14 protein-coding genes are annotated in these 23,291 nt (G+C 32.6%); all 14 read right to left on the reverse strand.

The features are described from left to right. Positions 1 to 1,226: 1,226 nt before the first annotated feature. Positions 1,227 to 2,153 (reverse strand): helix-turn-helix transcriptional regulator, encoded by a 927-nt coding sequence (locus RWQ74_RS04880; RefSeq protein ID WP_314397167.1) that lies wholly within the window; start codon positions 2,151 to 2,153, stop codon positions 1,227 to 1,229. A gap of 304 nt (positions 2,154 to 2,457) precedes the next feature. Continuing rightward, positions 2,458 to 3,744, reverse strand: a complete 1,287-nt coding sequence (locus RWQ74_RS04885; RefSeq protein WP_314397168.1) for an adenylosuccinate synthase — start codon at positions 3,742 to 3,744, stop codon at positions 2,458 to 2,460. 342 nt (positions 3,745 to 4,086) lie between these two features. Further along, entirely contained in the window at positions 4,087 to 8,055 is a 3,969-nt protein-coding gene (locus RWQ74_RS04890) for a trypsin-like peptidase domain-containing protein (protein ID WP_314397169.1), read from the reverse strand. 376 nt (positions 8,056 to 8,431) lie between these two features. Further along, on the reverse strand, positions 8,432 to 10,087 hold the full coding sequence (locus RWQ74_RS04895) for a formate--tetrahydrofolate ligase (protein ID WP_314397170.1): 1,656 nt from the start codon (positions 10,085 to 10,087) through the stop codon (positions 8,432 to 8,434). A gap of 38 nt (positions 10,088 to 10,125) precedes the next feature. After that, a complete protein-coding gene (gene purB / locus RWQ74_RS04900) occupies positions 10,126 to 11,430 on the reverse strand; it encodes an adenylosuccinate lyase (protein ID WP_314397171.1) in 1,305 nt (434 codons plus the stop codon). 50 nt (positions 11,431 to 11,480) lie between these two features. Beyond that, positions 11,481 to 12,716 (reverse strand): phosphoribosylamine--glycine ligase, encoded by a 1,236-nt coding sequence (gene purD, locus RWQ74_RS04905; protein WP_314397192.1) that lies wholly within the window; start codon positions 12,714 to 12,716, stop codon positions 11,481 to 11,483. A gap of 1 nt (position 12,717) precedes the next feature. Beyond that, positions 12,718 to 14,238, reverse strand: coding sequence for a bifunctional phosphoribosylaminoimidazolecarboxamide formyltransferase/IMP cyclohydrolase (gene purH, locus RWQ74_RS04910; RefSeq protein ID WP_314397172.1), 1,521 nt, complete (start codon positions 14,236 to 14,238; stop codon positions 12,718 to 12,720). After that, positions 14,235 to 14,798, reverse strand: coding sequence for a phosphoribosylglycinamide formyltransferase (purN, locus tag RWQ74_RS04915; protein ID WP_314397173.1), 564 nt, complete (start codon positions 14,796 to 14,798; stop codon positions 14,235 to 14,237). The genes purH and purN overlap by 4 nt, the downstream gene beginning before the upstream one ends. Next, positions 14,795 to 15,799 (reverse strand): phosphoribosylformylglycinamidine cyclo-ligase, encoded by a 1,005-nt coding sequence (gene purM, locus RWQ74_RS04920; RefSeq protein WP_314397174.1) that lies wholly within the window; start codon positions 15,797 to 15,799, stop codon positions 14,795 to 14,797. Before purM ends, purN begins: the two co-directional genes overlap by 4 nt. After that, positions 15,799 to 17,250 (reverse strand): amidophosphoribosyltransferase, encoded by a 1,452-nt coding sequence (gene purF, locus RWQ74_RS04925; RefSeq protein WP_314397175.1) that lies wholly within the window; start codon positions 17,248 to 17,250, stop codon positions 15,799 to 15,801. The genes purM and purF overlap by 1 nt, the downstream gene beginning before the upstream one ends. Further along, complete coding sequence (purC, locus tag RWQ74_RS04930; protein ID WP_314397176.1) at positions 17,243 to 17,944, reverse strand: phosphoribosylaminoimidazolesuccinocarboxamide synthase; 702 nt, start codon at positions 17,942 to 17,944, stop codon at positions 17,243 to 17,245. Before purC ends, purF begins: the two co-directional genes overlap by 8 nt. Beyond that, positions 17,944 to 21,621, reverse strand: a complete 3,678-nt coding sequence (locus RWQ74_RS04935) for a phosphoribosylformylglycinamidine synthase (RefSeq protein ID WP_314397177.1) — start codon at positions 21,619 to 21,621, stop codon at positions 17,944 to 17,946. The genes purC and RWQ74_RS04935 overlap by 1 nt, the downstream gene beginning before the upstream one ends. Further along, positions 21,614 to 22,657 (reverse strand): ATP-grasp domain-containing protein, encoded by a 1,044-nt coding sequence (locus RWQ74_RS04940; RefSeq protein ID WP_314397178.1) that lies wholly within the window; start codon positions 22,655 to 22,657, stop codon positions 21,614 to 21,616. Before RWQ74_RS04940 ends, RWQ74_RS04935 begins: the two co-directional genes overlap by 8 nt. Beyond that, positions 22,654 to 23,130: a 5-(carboxyamino)imidazole ribonucleotide mutase gene (gene purE / locus RWQ74_RS04945; RefSeq protein ID WP_314397179.1), complete on the reverse strand. Its 477-nt coding sequence runs from the start codon at positions 23,128 to 23,130 to the stop codon at positions 22,654 to 22,656. Before purE ends, RWQ74_RS04940 begins: the two co-directional genes overlap by 4 nt. Between the last annotated feature and the right edge of the window lie 161 nt (positions 23,131 to 23,291).

Genomic DNA, 23,291 nt, shown 5'->3' on the forward strand with positions numbered 1-23,291 from the left:
TGTATATAATTTAATCGAACTGATTTTTTCCATCAGTCCGATTTTTTGATGAGCCTTATAAATTATATCAAACATTAACAAATTACACTTGATAACCTACGATTTTTCCGTTAATCAAAAATACAAACATTTATAACTTCATTGAAAATATAATCAAAAAAATATTTTAAAGGACATTTGAATAATTATATATTTTTTATTGTTCCTCATAAAAAGGGAGTGACTCAAAAATCCCGATTCCGAAGAAATAAGATCTTGTCGAGTCACCCCCCGTAAAGTTTATTAGATATCTAAAAAGCTTTTATAAAGCAAATTTAGATATCAATAAACCACTGCGCCTATGAGTTATCATATACACTTTTTAAAATTTTAGGACTTTTGAATCAGCCCTCTCTTAATTCATAAACTTCTTTTTTTGTTGTGTTGTTTTGACCTTCTTATAAGTACTTTTTATAAACTTCTAAACTTCCATTTTACAAAACATATTATTTTTAAAAATTGTTTATATCTATATATTATGCGAAACGTGAATTACTATTTTTCAATCATCAAAAATATATGTTTATAAAATATATCCTTTTCTTGATAGAGCATAACTATTACTTTTAAGATTTCTCTCTTTTATATATTACTTTATTGAAATACTCTATAGTCTTTAAAAACATCTGTTTAATTCAATATCACTTAAACAGTCAATACACCAATACACTAAAAACTTTTTATTTCAATTTATTAAATAATTCATCAAAGTTCCAAATCCTGCTAATAATGCTATACTTCGAAAACTAAAACATCCCTCCTTAGTTTATTTATACCTATATTTTATCATAACATTTTTATGTTTACATATTTTGCGAAGAAATTGTCATTTTTCTCTTCTTTTCAGTAATTTTGATATTCAGGATGAACAATAAGTGACATATATGTCGCAAAACTTTAATATATAATTCAAAAATGGAATTATAACTATGAATATCAAATTCTTGCACTGTTTATCTCCTCTTTAAATATAATACATATTAATTAAACTGGGAGTGATTCAAGAATCACGATTTCGAATAAGCGAGATTTTTGAGTCACTTTTCTCAGTGGTTTATTATATATATAGCTTTTACAAAGCGAATTTAGATATCAATAAATCACTGTGTCTATGAGTTCTCATATACACTTTTTTTAAATTTAGAACTTTTGGGTCAACCCCATTTCCTTAACAATTTCATAAATTATTAAAATTCAATATCAATACCTGTTTTATTTGCTTCACAAAAACTTTTATAAACAATGTCTCTTAAACGTTTATAATAAGCATCATCCGTAATTTCCGCAACAATGTTTTTATATTTTAAAACCTTATTAGCAAGAGCAATACCTTCTTTTTTATTTTGGCGTAAATATGCTATAGCTAAGATGCTCATTACGTCGGCATAATAATTCATTTTTTCTATTAACAATGGTTGTCCATCAAAAAGTTCAATTGCCTCCTTACATCTTTTTTCAACTAATTCATAATAACCATTTCTTGATAAAAATGCTAATGATGAAATTAATAAATTACAATATGCCCCACCAACGTATTGATTCAGATAATTCCTAACGGGAATATTTTGTAAACACTCTTCAATAATTCTATCAATATATTCAACTGAATACTCTTCTCGTGAAGCGGAATATATTAAAAATTTAAGTCCGGACATTTCATTCCAACCTAATTTATTAGTTGACTCAATTATCTCCCTAATTATTCTCTTATTATTATCAAATAATTCTCTATCTTCTTTCCAACCCACTGCTTGTATAGCCGATAAAATATCTAGTCTTTTTGATAGTTCAATATTTTTTTTCTTTAGTTCCTTTTTACATTCATTTATTATCTTTGATGGAGAACCAGATTGTAGATATTCATTAATTTTTTTTGAAAATTCAGAAGTTTCTATGTTAGCATTGTCATAGTAATATACTAAATAATCTAGAAACTCTATACCACAATTTTCCAATAATTTCTCAAAAACTGCAATTGAAATACTAGTCTCATCAGTTTCAAAGCGCATTAATGTTCTCGTAGAGATTACATCGCCTGCGACATCTTTTAACTTATATCCTCTCTCCTCTCTTAGTTTTTTAAAAATACTTCCATGCAAATTCTTCTCATTCATTCCTTATCTCCTAAACTTTAATATTAAGAATAATTTATACCTATTTTCTTCTATAAATAAATACATTAAAGATTATTAAAATAGTCTTTTCTCATATATTTTACCATTAAATTAATACTTATTTTAATAACGTGACAAATACGTCATATTCTAATATATTCTCTTTATATCTATAAAAATAACTACTCTATGTGACATATTCGTCACCTTGTGTCCTCTATTTTTTTCAATCTAATTTTTACAAAAATAAACCTCGAGGTATAGTTCCAATTACCTCGAAGTTCATCTCTATTTTTATATTAGATTATTTCCATAAATCTTCTAGTAAGTGAGTTTGTGTTCTATCTGGTCCAGTAGAGAATACAGAGATTTTAACACCTACTAATTCTTCAATTTTTTCTAGATATTTTCTTGCGTTATCAGGAAGCTCATCAAGTGATGTTACGCCTGTAATATCTTCATCAAATCCTGGTAATGTTTCATAGATTGGCTTACAATCTTTAATGATGTTTTCATTAGCTGGGTATTCTGTTAAGATTTCACCTTTATAATCGTATGCTGTACAGATTTTAATTTCTTTAAGTCCTGTAAGAACATCTAGACAGTTTACTGACAGATTAGTCATACCTGATACACGAGCTGAATGACGCATCACTACAGTATCAAACCATCCAATACGACGTGGACGTTTAGTAACTGTTCCGTACTCATGACCAACTTCACGAATTGTATCTCCGATTTCATCGAATAATTCAGTTGGGAATGGTCCATCACCTACACGTGAAGTATAAGCTTTTGAAATTCCTAATACTTTAAGACCGTTTGTTGGTACGAATCCATTACCTACTGTGATTCCACCTGCAGATGGATTAGATGAAGTAACATATGGGTATGTACCGTGATCGATGTCTAACATTACACCTTGAGCACCTTCAAATAAGATATTTTTATTTTCATTTTGTGTATCTTCTAATACTTTAGAAGTATCTGTAACATATTGTGCTAATTGTTTTCCATATTCGAAGTACTCATTGAAGATTTCTTCTACTGTGAATCCTTCAGTTTCATAGATTTTTTCAAATAGTTCATTTTTTTCTTTCAGATTTTGTTCTAATTTTTTCTTGAATAGATCAGCATCTAATAAGTCAGCTATACGGATACCGCAACGTTTGTATTTATCTACATAACATGGTCCGATACCTTTTTTCGTAGTACCAATTTTATTTTCACCACGACGAGCTTCTTCAACCTCATCAAGTTTTAAGTGGTATGGTAATACTACGTGTGCTCTGTTAGAGATTCTTAATCCGTTGCAAGTAACTCCACTTTCTTTTAATCTATCAATCTCACTGCAAATCCATTTAGGATCTACAACAAGACCATTACCGATAATTGAAAGTTTTTCTTCATTAAAAATTCCAGATGGGATTAATTGAAGTTTGTAAGTTTTTCCATCAAACTTAATAGTATGTCCTGCGTTGTTACCCCCTTGATAACGAGCAATTACATCAGCACGTTCTGCTAAAAAGTCGGTAATTTTACCTTTACCTTCATCTCCCCATTGTGAACCTACTACTACGATTATTGACATAAGTTGCGCCTCCTGAAAGCAAATATTTTTTCCATTAATAATTATATCATAAATACAGACGTTTACAACCATTTTTTATAAAAAACTCAAAATTATCGGACAATATAATCTGTTTTCACACTTTGTTCACTTTTATACGCTTTCATTAAAAACAATTAGTAATAATCTATTTATTAAAAATTTCAAGTTAAGTTTTTCTATTAATTTAGCAGATATCCCGATTTACAAAACCTTTATTCACAGCCCTCCGAATTTAACAAACAACAAAAACTTATAATAAAGAGGAGCCTATCATATCCAATTTTGTAAAATGAATCTAAGTCTCCTCTTTATTTTATTATATTATTTTTTTACTTTTCGTTTGGCTAACATCATTGTTGCAGCAAGTAACATTCCACCTAATACTCCATGTTCTATAGGTGTCTTTCCTGTATTAGGCAGTATTTTATCTACTGTTTTTTTATCGTTCTTATCAGTAGTAATCTCAGTTTTACTTTCAGTATTTTCTTTTAATACTTGCGATTGATTAACAACAATAGCATCTTGCTCTACAGTTTGAATAGCATTTAATCCGGCTTTTTTATAAATGTAGATTTTATTTCCTTCACTATCTACTTCTTCTTTTCCTGTGTATTTATAGCCTTTTAGTTCTTTTGGTTCTTTTGGTTTTTCAGAAATTGCCAAAACATCTAAGACATTGCCTTCTTCATCTCTTAAAAATGCTACTTTAAGTTCAGGTAATTCTTCTTTGACCGATGCTACTTCTGAAATTACTCCACCTTCGAACGGTTTCAATTCTTCTACAGTTGGGACTTTTTCTTCTGATTTAGATGTTATAACCTCACTAGAGATTTCTTCTTCTCTTTCTGTTTGTGTTATATTTCCTGTTTTTGCATCAACGGTATATATAGTTGTTACTTTTACCTTTTTCCCATTTTCTCTTTGAACTACTTCTACCTTATCCTTCGCGGCAACTTTCACTACTGTCTCCGTTGCGTCTTTTACTTCTGGAGTTCCTACTTTTTCTGTGACTTCTCCTGTTTTCGGATTTACTTCGTATGTTGTCGTTACTTTTCTTGTTCCTTTTTGTCCAAGAATAGTAATATTTTTTTGTCCTTTTTCTCGCGTACTATCTTTTTCGTATCTTATTGGACTTGGTATTTCTGTAACTTCTACCTTATCTTTCACCGCAACTTTCACTACTGTCTCCGTTGCGTCTTTTACTTCTGGAGTTCCTACTTTTTCTGTGACTTCTCCTGTTTTTGGATTTACTTCGTACGTTGTCGTTACTTTTCTTGTTCCTTTTTCTCCAGGAATAGTAATATTTTTTTGTCCTTTTTCTCGCGTACTATCTTTTTCGTATCTTACCGGACTTGGTATTTCTGTAACTTCTACCTTATCTTTCACCGCAACTTTTACTACTGTCTCAGTTGCTTCTTTCACCTCTGGCGTTCCTGTTCGTTCTGTTACTTCTCCTGTTTTTGGATTTACTTCGTACGTTGTCGTTACTTTTCTTGTTCCTTTTTCTCCAGGAATAGTAATATTTTTTTGTCCTTTTTCTCGCGTACTATCTTTTTCGTATCTTACCGGACTTGGTATTTCTGTAACTTCTACTTTATCCTTCGCGGGAACTTTTATTATTGTATCAGTTGCTTTCTTTTCTGTTTTTTCTACAGTTTCACTTATTGTTCCATCTTTCTCATTAAGTGTATATTTTATAACTTCTTTTTCATAACCGTTAGAACCTTCTATACGCTCGTTAGATAGTCCTCTCGCTTTTTCTTTATCTGCTACATATACTGTATTTGACAAAATTTCCTTTGTATTTTCTGTAGACTTAACCCCTACTTTAGCTACCTCATCAACAGCTGGTTCTTTAGTTTCTTTATCTAATATTAAATTCCCATCTTCATCCTTGATATAAGTCGTTTTAATTACTCCGTCAATACCTTTTTTAATTACAGATCTTTCCCCTTTTTTTAGTTCTTCATCTGCTACATATTTTGTACTGAAAGGAATTTTTTCTTCTTTTTCTACTATTGATTCAATTTTATATAATCCTGTTTTTATCTCAAAATCTTCTTTAGTAGCGGTATCTATTTTTTTCTCAAATAATATATTTCCATCAACAGATAATCTTATTTTATCTTCAATTCCTATTTTTTTTACTCTGTCGCTAAACCATTGTTTTAATTTAGAATCATCTTTTAAATCCTTTAACTCGAACTCAGCAACATCGCTGTAATCTATATTTTCTTCCTTTCTATATACAGGTTCTGTCGGTTTACCATCAATATAAGATTTTACCCAATCGAGTTGTTCTTTAGAAAAGACTAATCCACCACTTCTTTCCCCAACAACTCCATTTTGATGTACGCCGATAATTTCACCCTTATCATTATAAAGTCCACCACCTGATGCACCTGGTTTAGTACCCGTATATCCAATACCAGTTAAACCAGCACCACGGTCTACTACATCAGTAACTTTAGTGTCGATAACTGGCTTTAATTTACCATCAGGAAAACCATAAACTGACACTTTATCACCACTATTTACAACAGAAACATCTTTTTTTACAGTAGCAGGCGTAACATTATCCACAATCTCTTTAAACTTAACTAAAGCAAGATCATGCGTAAATCCAACAACTGAATCATCTTTTTTCCAATAATGAATATCAGAGTCTGTAAAGAATACCTTTTTACCATTTGGAAGTACTGCATAATATTTCTTATCATTATTACCAGTAGCTTTTTTCATTACCTTACCATTCTCAAACTTCAAGAAGTTATGAGCGACTGTAAGTAATAAATCTTTTTCAATTAGTGTACCAGAACCCGTACCATCAGGAGTTACTATAATCGCTGTTGCATCAAAATTACGAAGTCCATTCGGTGCATTCTTCACCTCATCACTTGGTTTAGGAAGCGTAACATCACCAGATGTATCTACTTGCCCATGTTGTGTTCTAACGAAGTTGTCTCCTTTAATAATAGCATCAATATATGTATTCCCTAATGATAGTTTACTTACAAAATCCTTAGACCAATTTTCATTAAACTTCTTATTGATCGCCTCTCCATCAATAGATACAATTGTGGCGTTAGGATTTTTGCCGAATAGTTCTTTGTTTTCCTTATCTTGTTTAAAGTTGTAATTAACCGCAGAACCTACATTACCTTGCGCGACAATTCTTTCTACTAACTTTTCTCCAGCTTCATTCTTAATTTTAAGTACTACTTTACCTTTTTCTGTACCTGATAGTAATCTTCCGCGACCGTTAATATCAAATGAATATCTAGCACCATCTATTTCACGCTCTGTACTTACTAACGCCCTATGGTTGTCATCATAATAATATTTATCATTACCACTAACAAACCAACCTTTGATACCATGTTCTTCTATCATTTTATTTATCCAAGATCTATGTTTATCGGTGAAAAATAAACCTCCACCATGCTGCTCAGCATCAGTTCCTGCATCCGTATTTGTACCATGTTGATGAATACCTACAACTTCGCCTTTATCATTAAAAATTGGACCTCCTGAGAATCCACCTAAAGCACTCGTATTATAAGTACCGTCACCAGTAGTTGTATTTAGACTTGATAATATACCAGAGATTTTATACATTTTACCATCTTTTAATCTTGCTTTCGTTGCTTCTGACAATCTTTTCGAAGAGAAATCATTTGGATAACCTACTAAAGTAATATTATCACCTTGACTAGCGACACCAATTTCACGTGGTTTATCTTCACCGTTTGTCATCGCTTCTACAGGACGTTCTGTAACTACAGCTGCTAAATCATTTTCGTAAGATTTAGCAAATTCTTTTTGATTATAGTAATAAATATTTCCTTTTGGTATGATATCGCTAGTTCCATTCGCTGGTGTATTGTTACGTTTTTCCGTATCAGAGTTCATAACAACATAGCTTTGAGCACTATTACCTCCACGAACATAACCTGAACCAGAAGCTTTGTCTTTATCTAAATAATTGTGAGCAACTGTCACCATAACATTTGGTGCGACAAATACTCCACTACCTGAAGCAACCTGTTTTGATCCATTGCTGTCAAAACTAGTATACGTCATAGCAACACCGCTAGTTTCTTTATTATGAACATCTGTATCCACAATATCAGCTCCACCTTTTACAACTGCGGCATGAGCTTCTTTACTTATTATTTGACTATTATCCATTGCACCGTATGCTAATATTCCGCAAAAACTTATACAACCTACTAATCCATATTTCTTAGTCTTTCTGAAAAAACCATAAGTTCTTTCTTTTCTTATCATTTATTTTCCTCCTATCTTTTATCCACCGACAATCTTATGAAATACTCACTAATACAAACATGAGTGGCTTAATTTCATCTTATAAATATATTTTCTCAAGTATATTATAACCTAAATAGTAAATAAGTCCACACTTATTTTTTATTTTTTACATTTACATTAGTTACTCATGCATACAAGAACTAAATCTAGCTTGAATTTTCACAAAAAATACATTAAAAACAAGAAAAAACGGGGTAATTCAAACAAGCTTTTGTTGAGCCCCCACAAAATTTATTTAATATCGATTGTACACTAAAAAAAAGGTCGAGGCAGGGATTTTCCTTACCTCGAACTATTATCTAACTCTTTATTTTAATCTGTCGTATATTTTATATTAGAAGATTCCAACTATTGTTTCTGTTTCTTCATCGATATCGATATTTAATGCACTTGGTACTTTTGGAAGTCCTGGCATTGTTAGTACTTTATTCGCATAAGCTACTACGAATCCAGCACCACTGCGTAGTTTAACATCATTGATAGTAATGTTAAATCCTGTAGGACGTCCTTTAATTTTCGCATTATCTGTTAACGAAGCTGGAGTTTTCGCCATACATACTGGAAGATGTTTGAATCCAAGTCTTTCGATTCTTTCGATTTCAGCTTTAACCTCATCAGAGAAGTTAACTCCATCAGCTCCATAAATCTCACGACATACTGTTTCGATTTTTTCAGTAATTGAAGCTTCATCTTTGTATAATAATTGTAGTTCTTTATCATTTTCTTCAACAGCTTTTACCACTTTTTCTGCTAGGTCTACTCCACCAAGTCCACCTTTTTCCCATACTTCTGTACGAGAGAATTCTACACCTTGTTCTTTTGCCCAGTTTTCTAAGAATGCTAATTCTTTTTCTGTATCAGTAACAAAAACATTTAGGGCAACTACTATCGGTAAATTGAATTTACGTAAGTTTTCAATGTGTTTTTCTAAGTTTTGAACACCTTTAGCTAATGCTTCTAAGTTTTCTTCTTTTAGATCTTTTTCTTCAATGTCACCGTGTAGTTTTAATGCTTTAACAGTAGCTACTACTACAGCAGCTTTTGGTTTAAGTCCTGCTTTACGACATTTAATGTTTAAGAATTTCTCAGCTCCTAAGTCTGCTCCAAATCCTGCTTCTGTAATTACGTAATCAGCGAATTTTAAAGCTGTTTTTGTAGCTAAGATTGAGTTACATCCGTGTGCAATGTTAGCGAATGGTCCACCGTGAATAATCGCTGGGTTGTTCTCAAGTGTTTGAACAATATTCGGTTTAATAGCATCTTTTAATAATGAAGTTATAACACCTTCAATTTTCAAATCTTTTAGGTAAACAGGTTCACCTTTTTTATTATAAGCTACAAGGATATTGCTTAATTTTTCTTTAAGATCAGAAATTCCTTCTGATAGACATAGAACAGCCATTACTTCACTAGCTACAGTAATATCAAATCCGTCAAGACGTTCTAAGTCAGTTCCTGCGTTTACTTTAACATGACGTAAATCACGCGCATTCATGTCCATTACACGGTTAAAGACGATTTTATCTATTTCTAATTCGTTTCCTTGGAATACGTGGTTATTTACTAATACTGCGATTGCATTGTGTGCTGTAGTAATAGCGTGCATATCTCCAGTAAAGTGAAGATTAATGTCTTCCATTGGTACAACCTGTGCATATCCTCCACCAGCTGCTCCACCTTTTCTTCCTAATACAGGTCCTAAAGATGGTTCACGTAGTGCTACACAAGATTTTTTCCCGATTCTATTTAATCCATCAGATAAACCAATAGTTACAGTACTTTTCCCTTCTCCACTTGATGTTGGGTTAATAGATGTAACTAATACTAGTTTTGCATCTTCATTAATATCTTTTTTAATATTTTTTGTTTGGATTTTTGCTTTGTGATTTCCGTATAATATTAAATCTTCTTCTTTTATCCCTAATTTACCTGCTACTTCAGCAATATGTTTCTTTTCACATTCATTTGAAATTTGAAAGTCTGACTTCATTTAATCTACCTCTTTTCTTTGGACTTTATTTTATTATTTTAATCTTCCAATCCAGGAATACGTTTGTATATTTTGTCAATATTTACAAGGTGTACATTTAGATCGAAACAGCTATCTAATATTTCTTTAGACACTGTATTTTTTATAGTTTCATTTTCTTCAAGTAGTTGTCTAAATGGAATACCTTCAAACCACGATTTCATCGCTAATGGTTGTACTAAATCGTACGCTTCTTCACGTGAGAATGAGTATTTTTCAATAAGATTACTCATAGTTCTTTGAGCGAAGATTACGCCATTAGTTGCATAAATATTTTTAATCATATTATCAGTAAATACTGTTAGATTTTTCACAACATTAGTAAATCTATTTAACATATAATCTAATAATGTCGTTGCGTCACTACTTAAGATTCTTTCCGCACTTGAGTGAGAAATATCACGTTCATGCCATAGCGGAATATTTTCATAAGCTGCAAACATATATCCACGCATGATTCTAGCACATCCTGCCATGTTCTCACTTGAAATCGGATTACGTTTATGAGGCATTGCACTTGAACCTTTTTGATTTTTCGAGAAGAATTCTTCTGCTTCTCTTACTTCTGTACGTTGTAGGTGACGAATTTCCACTCCAATTTTTTCGATTGAACTTGCAATTAATGCTAAAGTTGCATAGTAATCAGCATGTCTATCACGTTGAAGAGTTTGTGTTGAAATGTTACTTGATTCAATTCCTAATTTTGCACAAACATAGTCTTGAACTTCTGGTGGTGTATTTGAGAATGTACCTACCGCACCAGATATTTTCCCAACTTCGATAATTTTTCTTACTTCATTGAAACGTTTGATATGACGATTAAATTCATCATAATATAGAGCAAATTTCAATCCAAAACTACTAATATCAGCGTGCACTCCATGAGTACGTCCGATACAAGGTGTGAATTTATATTGTAATGCTTTTTCTTTTAATACTTCTTGGAAATTTAATAAATCTTTGTAAAGTATATCGTTAGCTTGTTTATATAAATAACCATAAGCAGTATCAACAACATCAGTAGATGTTAAACCATAGTGCACCCATTTTTTCTCATCACCTAGATAACTAGAAACGTTACGTGTGAATGCTACTATGTCATGTTTTGTTTCTTTTTCTAATTCTAAAATTCCCGGTAGGTCAAATTTTGCATTAGCGAATAATTTTTCAACGTCTTCTTTCGGTACAACACCTAATGTACTCCAAGCTTCTGTCGCATAAAGTTCTACTTCTAAATATGCTTTAAAACGATTTTCATCGCTAAAGATATTTCGCATTTCTTCTCTACTATATCTTTCAATCATTGCAATAATCTCCTGATGTTCTATTTTTTCAATCGATCTATATCAAAATACTATAAAGACAAGTGACCGATATCTTTTCTGTAAAATAGTTCTTCACATTCTATTTTTACTATCTCATTATACACTTTTTCATATGCTTCTTGCAAGCTCTTTCCTTGTGCACAGACTAATAATACACGACCACCATTAATTACTATATCATCACCTACACGCTTAGTTCCCATATGGAATACTGGTGTAGACACTTTATCTAAGCCATGTATTACAGCACCTTTTTCACTGTGCTCCGGATATCCTTTCGCTGCCATTACGACACCGATAAAGGCATCTTTGCTCCATGATAATTTTACTTCTTTGCCATCGATAATATTATTTGCTATTTCGTATAAACTACTTTCTAATGATAAAAGTAATATTTCACTCTCTGGATCCCCAAAACGAACGTTAAATTCAATAGTTTTTACTCCGTCATGACATTTCATTAGACCAGCATATAATATTCCGTAAAATGGCATTCCTTCATCACTCATTGCATCAACCATAGGTTGAACTACATTTCTAACACCTTCATCAATGTCATCTTGAGTGATTTTCTTAAGTGGTAGATATGCTCCCATACCTCCAGTATTTAAACCTTCATCATTATCAAATGCACGTTTGTGATCTTGTGCAATTTCCATTGGATAAACTTTTCTATCAGAGACAAAACACATTAACGAAAATTCTTCACCTTGAAGAAATTCTTCGATAACGACACTAGAACCTGCCTTATTGAATTTAGCATTACACATCATTTCTTTAAGTTCAGCTTGTGCTTCTTCTAAAGTATTCGCTATAATTACACCTTTCCCCGCAGCTAAACCATCTGCTTTAAGGACAATCGGTGCTTTTTGCTTGCTTAAGTACTCTTTTGCCAGTTCATAATCGTTGAAACTTTCATATTTTGCTGTCGGAATATTGTATTTTCTCATCATCATTTTTGAGAATACTTTACTCCCTTCCAATTGTGCTGCAAGTTTAGATGGTCCAAAGGCGCGAACACCTTCTTTTTGTAATTCATCTACTAGACCATTAACTAATGGCACTTCAGGTCCTACAAAAACAAGATCGATACTATTTGTTTTTGCGTAGCTTGGTATTTGGTCTTCTGTTAGTGCTACACATACTCCAAATTCTTCGACCGCAGGATTGATTCCTGCCATATGTACTTCGTGACCTTCTTTATGGAATTTATAAGCGATAGCGTGCTCTCTACCGCCGCTTCCTACTACTAATACTTTAGCCATATTAGTGTTTAAAGTGGCGTATTTTACTGAAGACCATCGCCACACCTTTCTCATTACATGCATCAATACTTTCTTGATCTCGTATAGATCCACCTGGCTGTACAATCGCAGCAATACCGTAATCAGCCGCAATATCAGCACTATCTCTCATCGGGAAGAATGCATCAGAAGCTAGCACTGCACCTCTTGCTTTTTCCCCTGCTTGTTCTAAAGCTATTTTACATGAACCTACTCTATTCATCTGACCAGCACCAATTCCTAAAGTTTGCCCATCTTTTACTACTACTATTGCGTTTGATTTAACGTGTTTTACCACTTTTAAGCCAAACTCAATATCTCTTTGTTGACTTTCATCAACTTTTTTCTCAGTTACACTTTCATATTCATCAGCAAGTTTATCATTAAAATCTTGTACTAAGATTCCACCTCGAACACTTTTAATTTGTTGTTCATGATTATTATTTTTTTCTGATAGTTTGTAAATACGTAGATTTTTCTTCTTAGTTAGTATCTCTAACGCTTCTTCATCATAATCTGTTGCTAGTATAATTTCTAAAAAGATACTGTGCATTTTTTCAGCAGTTTCTTTGTCTACTTTTCCATTTACAGCAACAATTCCTCCAAAGATAGACACAGGATCCGCTTCATATGCACGACTATAGGCTTCAAATACAGAATTCCCTGTCGCTACTCCACATGGATTCATATGTTTAACAGCAACACATGTAGTCTCATCAAACTCTGAAAGAATATCCAGTGCCGCAGAAGCATCTTGAATATTATTGTATGACATTTCCTTACCGTGAAGTTGCACAGCATTTTGCAAAGCATAACTTTCATTATTATCTTGTACATAGTGATAAGCTTTTTGATGAGGGTTCTCACCATAACGAAGACTATCTTGAAGTTTATACGATAATGTTAATTTTTCAGGTACTAAATTATCTTTTTTATTAAAGTAATTCGCAATTGCAGCATCGTAACTTGCAGTAGTATTAAATACTTTAATCGCTAAAGCACGACGTGTTTCATACGTTATGCCACCTTGTTCAAGTTCTTCTAGAACTTTTTCATAGTCATTGATATCAGTAACTACCGCTACGTCGTTGAAGTTTTTAGCAGCACTTCTTAGCATACTCGGACCACCGATATCAATATTTTCAATAATTTCCTCTTCACTAACTCCTTCTTTTTTTACAGTAGCTTCAAAAGGATATAAGTTTACACAAACTAAATCGATATACTCGATATTATTTTCAGCTACATGTTTATTGTGAAGTTCATTGCCACGTTTTGATAATAAACCTCCATGAATTTTAGGGTGCAAAGTTTTTACGCGTCCTTCTAAAATTTCTGGAAAATGTGTAACATCCTCAATACTAATACAACTTACTCCATTATTTTTAAGATGTGTATAAGTTCCACCTGTACTAATAACTTCGAAACCATGTTTTTCTAAACCTTTTGCAAATTCTACAATATTTGTTTTATCACTTACACTTATTAATGCTCTTTTAGTCATAGTGCCTCCTCAACTAACTTCAATATTACTTCTGGATATAATTTATGTTCTAGTTTATGTACTTTTTCAGTAACAGTCTCTATAGTATCTTCATCTGAAACTTCAAGTGATCTTTGAGCAATTACTTCTCCACCATCAAGTTCTTCATTTACATAATGAATACTAATTCCTATTTCTTTCTCGCCTGCATTGAACGCTTGTTCTATAGCATCTTTTCCTTTAAATTTCGGTAATAAAGATGGATGAAGATTAAGAATCGTCTTTTTATATCTATCTAAGAAATACGGTGAAATAATTCTCATATATCCTGCTAAAAATATATAGTCTAAATCTTTAACTTTCTCAAAAATTACACTTTCATATGCTTCTTTTGACTCAAAATCTTTCGCAGAGAATATAAATACCTTGATATTTCTATCATGTGCTTTTCTAATAACCGCTGCATCTTTCCTATCGCACACTAATAGCTCAATTGATATTTTATCTTTTAATCTTTCATCATCTGCTATTTTTTCGAAATTACTTCCTGTTCCTGATGCAAATATTGCTACTTTCTTCATACTATTTCTATTCCACTTTCCTCTGTTACTTCTCCAAGGACAAACGCATTATCAATTAATGATAAAGTTTTATCGACGTCTTCCTTGTTTACTATTAATGCCATACCTACACCCATATTAAAGATGTGATACATTTCATCCTCATCAATCTTACCTTTTTCTTGTAGATACTTAAATATCTCCGGTACTTCATATGAACTTTTATCAATCTTCATACCTAAACCATCTTTTAGAGCACGAGGTAAATTCTCATGGAATCCTCCTCCAGTAATATGAGCTATTCCAGCTACTTTTACCTCTTCTAAAACTTTTAGTACCTCTTTTACATAGATTTTAGTAGGTGTTAATAGTGTTTTTCCTACTGTACTTCCGTTAAATTCTTCGTTTAAACCAATGTTATTATCTTTTAAAATTTTTCTTACTAATGAGAAGCCATTAGAATGCACTCCACTTGATGGAAGTCCAATTACTATTTGACCTGATTTTGTGTTTTCTGTACTTAGTAATAACTCCTTCTCCTGAGCTCCTACACAGAATCCTGCGATATCGTATTCTCCGTCTTCATAAAATCCTGCCATCTCAGCAGTCTCACCACCTACTATAGCACATCCTGCTTGAACACAACCTTCAGCAACACCTTCAACTATTGCTTCTACTTGTTCAGGGTAGTTTTTACCTACTGCTAGATAATCTAGGAAAAATAATGGAATCGCACCTTGAGCAAGTATATCATTAGCACACATCGCTACTACATCGATACCGATAGTATTATGAATATCTAATTCAAATGCAAGTTTTAATTTTGTACCTACACCGTCAGTACCACTAACTAATACAGGATTTTTAAAGTTATAACTACTAAGGTCGAACGCTCCCCCAAAACCACCAATAGCTGACATCATACCAAGATTTTTAGTACGAGCTACATGTTTTTTAATACGTTCTACACTCTCATAACCTGCTTGTAGACTTACACCACTTTCTTCATACTTTTTACTCATTACATTCTACCTCTCTCTTTTAGAAATTGTTTTTGAATATCTGTCATTGAATTAACGTAGCTTTCTTCATAATCATATAGTCCTGCTGAGTAATCTCCATTATAGCACTCCATACATAAGCCCGAATAAGGTGCATCATAGTTTAAACCAATAGAATCTATTAATCCTTGTTCACTTAAGAATCCTAGTGAATCCGCTCCGATAATTTCACATATTTCTTCATTTGTTTTATTTGCCGAAATAAGTTCTTCTGTAGTAGATATATCTATTCCATAAAAACTCGGGAACATAAGTGGTGGACAAGCTATTCTTACGTGCACTTCTCTAGCCCCCGCTTCTTTTAACATCTTCACTATTCTTTTACATGTAGTACCTCGAACGATAGAATCATCAACTAGAACGATGCTCTTACCTTGAACAACACCTCTTACTGGTGAAAGCTTCATTCTTACACCTTGTTCACGAAGTTCCTGTGTAGGTTGAATAAATGTACGAGCAACATATTGATTTTTAATTAATCCCATTTCATATGGAAGTCCACTTTCTTCTGCATAACCACTAGCAGCTGATAAAGATGAGTTAGGTACACCAATTACCATATCTGCATCTGGTGTAGGTTGTTCTTTAGCAAGAGCACGACCTGTTCTTTTTCTAGCACTATGAACATTAATTCCAGCAATGTTAGAGTCAGGTCTAGCAAAGTAAACATATTCCATCGCAGCGATTGCTACTTGTGTATCTTCAGTATATTTCTCTATTCTAATACCTTCATCATTAATAGATACTAACTCACCGGCACCTACATTACAAACAAACTCAGCACCTACGATATCCAATGCACATGTTTCACTAGCAGTCACATATGCACCATTTTTCATCTTACCTATAGCTAAAGGTCTAAAGCTATTTGGATCTACTGCTCCGTAAAGAGTATTTTCAGTTAAGACTAGATATGTAAATCCACCTTTAATAATATTTAGACTTTCTTTAAGCTGTTCTTTAAAAGTTTCTTTTTTACTTCTTCTAATAAGGTGAATAAGTACTTCCGTATCAGAAGAAGAATGGAATATTGCACCTTGTTGTTCTAATTCTCTTCTTAGAGTTTTAGCATTAATCAAGTTACCATTGTGGCAAATACCAACACTCATATCGTAGAAATGAAATAAAAATGGTTGAATATTTTGAATACTATTGCTTCCACTAGTCGCATATCTAACATGACCAATAGCACTTTCTCCAACTAGTCTTTCTAATTTTTCCTTATCACGAAACACCTCAGAAACCAAACCAAGATCACGATGTCCTCTTAGTTTAGTACCCTCTTTAGAAACAATTCCAGCTCCCTCTTGACCCCTATGTTGTAAACTATGTAAACCGAAATATGTTATATTACTAGCTTCAGGATGTCCCCAAATACCAAATACTCCACATTCTTCATTAAGACTACGCATTTTTTAATCTCCTTAAAACTTCTTCATAAGCTTCCATTACAGAACCTAAATCTCTTCTAAATCTATCTTTGTCTAATTTTTCATTTGTATCCTTATCCCAAAGGCGACATGTATCTGGAGAAATTTCATCAGCTAAAATAATTTCACCATCTTTAGTTTTTCCAAATTCAATTTTGAAATCGACAAGTACTAAGTTTGCATCTAAGTACAATTTTTGTAATAGTTCGTTGATTTTTAAAGTTTGAGTTCTGATATTTTCTAACTCTTCTTCTGTAACGATTTCTAATGCCACCGCATGATCATTATTAATTAGCGGGTCATTTAATTCATCATTTTTATAACTAAGTTCAAAGACAGGTTTTTTTAATTTTTTTCCTTCTTCAAGCCCATATTTTTTCGCCATAGAACCAGCTACTATATTACGTACAATTACTTCTAAAGGAATAATAGTTACATGCTTACAAATCTGATCTGTTTCATTAACTTTTCTAATGAAGTGTGTTTTTACACCTTCTTTTTCTAAGTATTCGAAGATTAATGAAGTAATTGTGTTATTAAATACCCCTTTACCTTCAAACTCTTCTTTTTTCACACCGTTAAAGGCTGTAGCACTATTTTTATAATGCACATATATTTCATCATTGTTTTCGCATTCGAACAGTTGTTTAGCTTTTCCTTCGTATAAAAGTTTCATTATTTTTTTCCCCCTTTGAAGTAATTAACTCCATTTTTGAATATATCTTGTTTTACTTTTATTGTATTTGTTTTATATAATGTAGCTCCGTATCTTTCGCTGTGTCCCATTTTTCCTAGGATAAGTCCATCTTCACTAACTAATCCTTCAGTAGCTAGAACTGAACCGTTAGGATTGAAACGACCATTTAATGTAGCATTACCATCGAAATCACTATATTGGAAAGCGACAAGATGTTTAAATTTGTTAATATTAAGTCCTACTACTTTACCTTCACCATGACTGAACACTACTTCATGTTGATCACCAATATTAAAATCTTGTAACCAAGGCGAGTTTGTATTAGCTACACGAGTAAAGGCTGTAGTTGAAATATGTTCATAACTATCATTTCTATAAAGTGTTAAGTCGTCTTCTGCCAACTCTCTTACTTCACCATAAGGTAATAGCCCTGATTTAAGCAATGCTTGGAATCCATTACATACACCTAAGATTAATTTTTTCTGAGCAAGGTGTTTATGAATTGCATCTTTAACTTTTTTATTTTTTAAGAAGTTTACAATATATTTAGCACTTCCATCTGGTTCATCCCCACTTGAGAATCCTCCAGGGAACATAATGATATGAGATTCTTCAATAGCTTTTGTGAATTCTTCTATAGATTGTTCAATATCATTTTCACGAGTATTTCTAATAACTACTGTAATAGGTGTAGCACCCGCTTCTAAGAAGGCTTTTTCACTATCGTACTCACAGTTTGTACCAGGGAATACTGGAATAACTACTTTTACATCTTCTACAAATTCAGGATAATATTTTTTCTCTTTATATTCTGTATGAAGATTTTCAACATTACCTTTATCTTCATTTTGATATAATGGATAAACTTTATTTAGTGTTTTTGTATATGCTTCGTAAATATCTTTATGCATAAACACTTCGTTATTAATTATAATTCTTTCACTAACTTTTCCTAGTTTTTCAAACGGTAGTTCTACCGTTGCTTCTACTACAAGAGACGCTGGATCAAAGTTAAGAATGTTTTCTTTTTCAACTTCAAAACCTAGATCATTACCTAATGACATTTTCACTAATGAAGCGGCAATACTTCCCTCTTCTTGTACATATGCAGATACTATCTTACCTTCTTTAATATATTTATGAACAAGTTCGTAATTTTCTAAAGTTTTCTTAATATCTGGATATCCTTTTTCATCTTTTTCTACAGGAACATAGTATAAACTATTACCAACTTTTTTCAATTCAGGAGTTATTACATCAGCTATTTTTACAGGTGTACAAGCGAATGAAATTAATGTTTCAACTACATTTAAGTCATTGAAAGTACCTGACATGCTATCCTTACCACCGATACTAGGTCTACCAATTTCTTTTTGAGCATAAATACTTCCTAATAAACTTTGAGTAACTTTACCCCATTTAGTACTATCGGTTCCTAATTTTTCGAAGTATTCTTGGAATGAGAAGTATAAGCTATCTTTATTTCCACCTACTGCGTAAACTTTTGCTACTGATTCTAACACCGCATAAATAGATGATAGGAATGGTGAGTAGTAAGAAATTTTTGGAATAAATCCATAAGTTAAGATTGTCGCTGTATCACTTGTTGTATGTAATGTTGGTAAGGCTTGAACACTCGCTTGAACTGGTGTAAGTTTATGCTTACCAGCAAAGGGCATAAGTACTGTAGTAACACCAATAGATGAGTCGAATTTTTGAGAAAGACCTTTTTGACAAGTTACATTTAACTCACCTAATTCACTTAAGATATTTTCGCGAGTTACTTCTTTATTTAAGAATGGATTAGCGGCAGTATTATCTTTCATCGTTACTGATGATCTTTGACGAACACCACTTGTTTCTAAGAAATCAGCACTCATGTCAACAACTTTCTCATCATTGTAATACATTTCTAATCTACGTCTATTAGTTACCGTAGCAACATGAGCGTACTCAATATTTTCTTTCTCACATTCACGAACAAATGCTTCGTAGTCTTTTTTATCAATAGCTACTGCCATACGTTCTTGAGATTCACTAGTTGCTAATTCTGTCGCATTTAATCCTTGATATTTAGTAAGAACTTTTTCTAAATGAATTTCAATACCGTCAGAAAGTTCACCAATAGCTACACACACACCACCAGCACCGAAGTCATTACATTTTTTTATAAGTCTTGTAACTTCTGGTTTTCTAAATAAACGTTGTAACTTACGTTCTTCAGGCGCATTACCTTTTTGAACTTGGCTTGACATTGTATTTAATGAATCGTTAGTATGTTCTACACTTGAACCACTCGCACCTTGGATACCATCACGACCAGTTCTACCACCTATCATTACAACTATATCACCACCGACAAGAGTTTCACGTTTATAGTCTCCGTCCTTAACAGCTCCGACTACAGCACCAACTTCCATATGTTTAGCTACATAACTATCATCATATAATTCACGAACAAAAGTAGTCGCAAGTCCAATCTGGTTACCATATGATGAGTTACCGTGAGCAGTCCCTTTAGCTATATCTACTTGAGGAAGTTTGTGTTTTAAAGTATCTTCACGTTTTTGTAATACATTACCACTTCCTGAAATGCGCATAGCTTGATATACGTAACTACGTCCTGATAGTGGATCCCTGATTGCTCCTCCTATACAAGTACTAGCTCCTCCGAATGGTTCGATTTCACTTGGGTGATTATGAGTTTCATTTTTGAATTGGATTAACCAACGTTCTTTTTCACCATTATTCTCTATAGTAGTGAAGAATGAACATGCATTAATTTCTTCACTTACTTCAATATTTTCATCTTTTAATACTTTTACATGATATTTACCGATAATACTCGCCATATCCATAAGCGTGATAGGTTTATCGTTACGGTCAAGTTCATTACGAACGCTTAAGTAATAATCAAATGCATCTTGCATCTCTTTTTGAAAAAGTTCAGACTCAATTTTAACTTCATCTAACACAGTTTCAAATGTAGTGTGTCGGCAATGGTCACTCCAGTAACAGTCTAGTACATAGATTTCTGTTTCGGTTGGTACGCGACCTTCTTTTTTAAAATGATTTTGAATAAACACTAAGTCTTCAATATTCATCGCTAGAGAAAATTCTTTTTTAAGACCAAGTAACGCATCTTTATCAAACTCTAAAAATCCGGCTAAATCTTTTAGTGATTTTGGCTTGGAATTTAGTGTAAAGTCAAGAATTGATAAATCTTTCTTACGAGCTTCAATAGGATTTACTAAGTAGCTTTCAACAAGTTCTAATTGTTCATCTGTTAACTGTTTGTTAAAAAGAACTAGCTTACCACTTCGTACAGTTGCTTTACTCTTAGAGTTAAGCAATCTTATGCTTTCTTTTGCGCTGTCAGCCCTTTGATCGTATTGAGCAGGTAAGACTTCATAAGCGAAATACTTCCCATCATTAAGCTCAACATCTTCAAATACTTCATCAACAACAATCTCAGAAAACACAGAAGTTTTAGCTAGTTCATAAGTTTCTTCATCAATATTAAAGATATCATAAATTACATACAATTCTACAGAGTCAAGACCTAGATTAAACTCTAAGTTCAGGTTATCTCTTAGCTGTAATTCTTCCTTATTATATCCATTGCGTTTTTTTACAAAAATTCGTTTATTAGTCATGTTCTCCTCCTAAAATTACATCACCATAAAAATTAATATGTCCTATTTTTCTATCTTGGCGAGGTTCTTTTTCATACAAGTGTAAGTACCCACCTTTGTTTTTATACACATCTACAAAATACTCTAAGTTTTGACCAAGTATGTTATAAAGTGTCGTTTCTTTATTCTCTATCTTACCGACTTTCAAACCACATATTGCCTCAATATGAGCTCTAAATTGACTCTTAGTTGCACTCTGCATCGTTATATGACCTGAATTGTGAACTCGTGGTGCTATTTCATTAAAAATCACCTTACCTTCACTTATAAAGAACTCAACAGTTAGTACACCGTAATAGTCAAAGTTACTAAGGATTCGTTTCGTATACTCTATTGCAAGAGATTCTTGTTCTTTAGTTGCTGTAGTTGGTACTTTCGAACGATATAAAATATTATTTCTATGTTCATTTTCTACTACTGCGACGATATTTACCTCATCTTTATCTTTCACCGCAACTACCGAGATTTCTTTATCCAGTTTAACGAACTCTTCTAATAAAGTGTGTGGTTCTACTTCTTCACTAGAGCTTATTTTTTTCTGACCTTTTCCATCATAACCAAAACGCACAGTTTTCATTAAATATGGCTTTGTTATTTCCACATTTGTATCTTCTTCTACATATATATAATCTACAGTTGGAATATCTAGTTTTCTAGCAAATTCTTTTTCATAATATCTGTGTTGAGTAGTTCTTAGCACTTCTGCACTTTGAACAATGTTATACCTTTTCTCTAATTTTTCTAAAGAAGCGGCATCGATATTCTCAAATTCAAAAGTGATGACATCACTTAATGAACATAACTTTTCAACACTTGCGAAATCATTGAACTCCGCTTGAATAAAGACATCGCTAAAAATTTTTGCACAACAGCTATCACTAGGATCTAAAACGGCAATTTTGTATCCCATCTCCTTAGCGCTCATAGCAAGCATTCTTCCTAGTTGACCACCACCGATTATTCCAATAGTTTTTCCTGGTAAAATTGTCTTTATCATAGTTTCATCTCTTCCAATACTATTCTTTCCTGTTCTTTCTTGAATTGTTCGTATTTGTCAGCATACTTTTCATTAGTAATTCCTAGTATTGATAAGGCACTAATAGCCGCATTTTTTGCACCAGCTACACCTATTGCCATAGTTAAGACCGGGACACCTGCAGGCATTTGAACTATCGAATACAATGAATCGACTCCACTAAGAACACTTGATTTAATCGGAACACCAATCACTGGTAATGTCGTCATAGAAGCAACCATACCTGGAAGATGTGCTGCTCCTCCCGCCGCCGCTATAATTAAAGAATAGCCATTACTTCTTGCATTCTTTGAAAATTCAACTAATAAATCTGGTGTCCTATGTGCACTTACTACTTTTTTATCAAAAGGAATTTCAAATTCTTCTAACAACTTACAAGTTTCTTCCATCGTTGTATAATCCGATTTTGAACCCATAATCACCGCAATCTTCATACTTTAAGCTCCTTTTTTTATTTAAATGTACGTTTTTTTAATTAAAATTTCATACATTGAAATTTCATCGTACGTCTACACTTAAAATTATACTACTACTTAAATAATTTATCAAGTGCTATCTTTATAAAAATCGGATATTTAAAGATTATTTTACAAAA

Origin of the sequence: uncultured Gemella sp. (assembly GCF_963525165.1) — a bacterium.
In the GTDB taxonomy this organism is placed as follows: domain Bacteria; phylum Bacillota; class Bacilli; order Staphylococcales; family Gemellaceae; genus Gemella.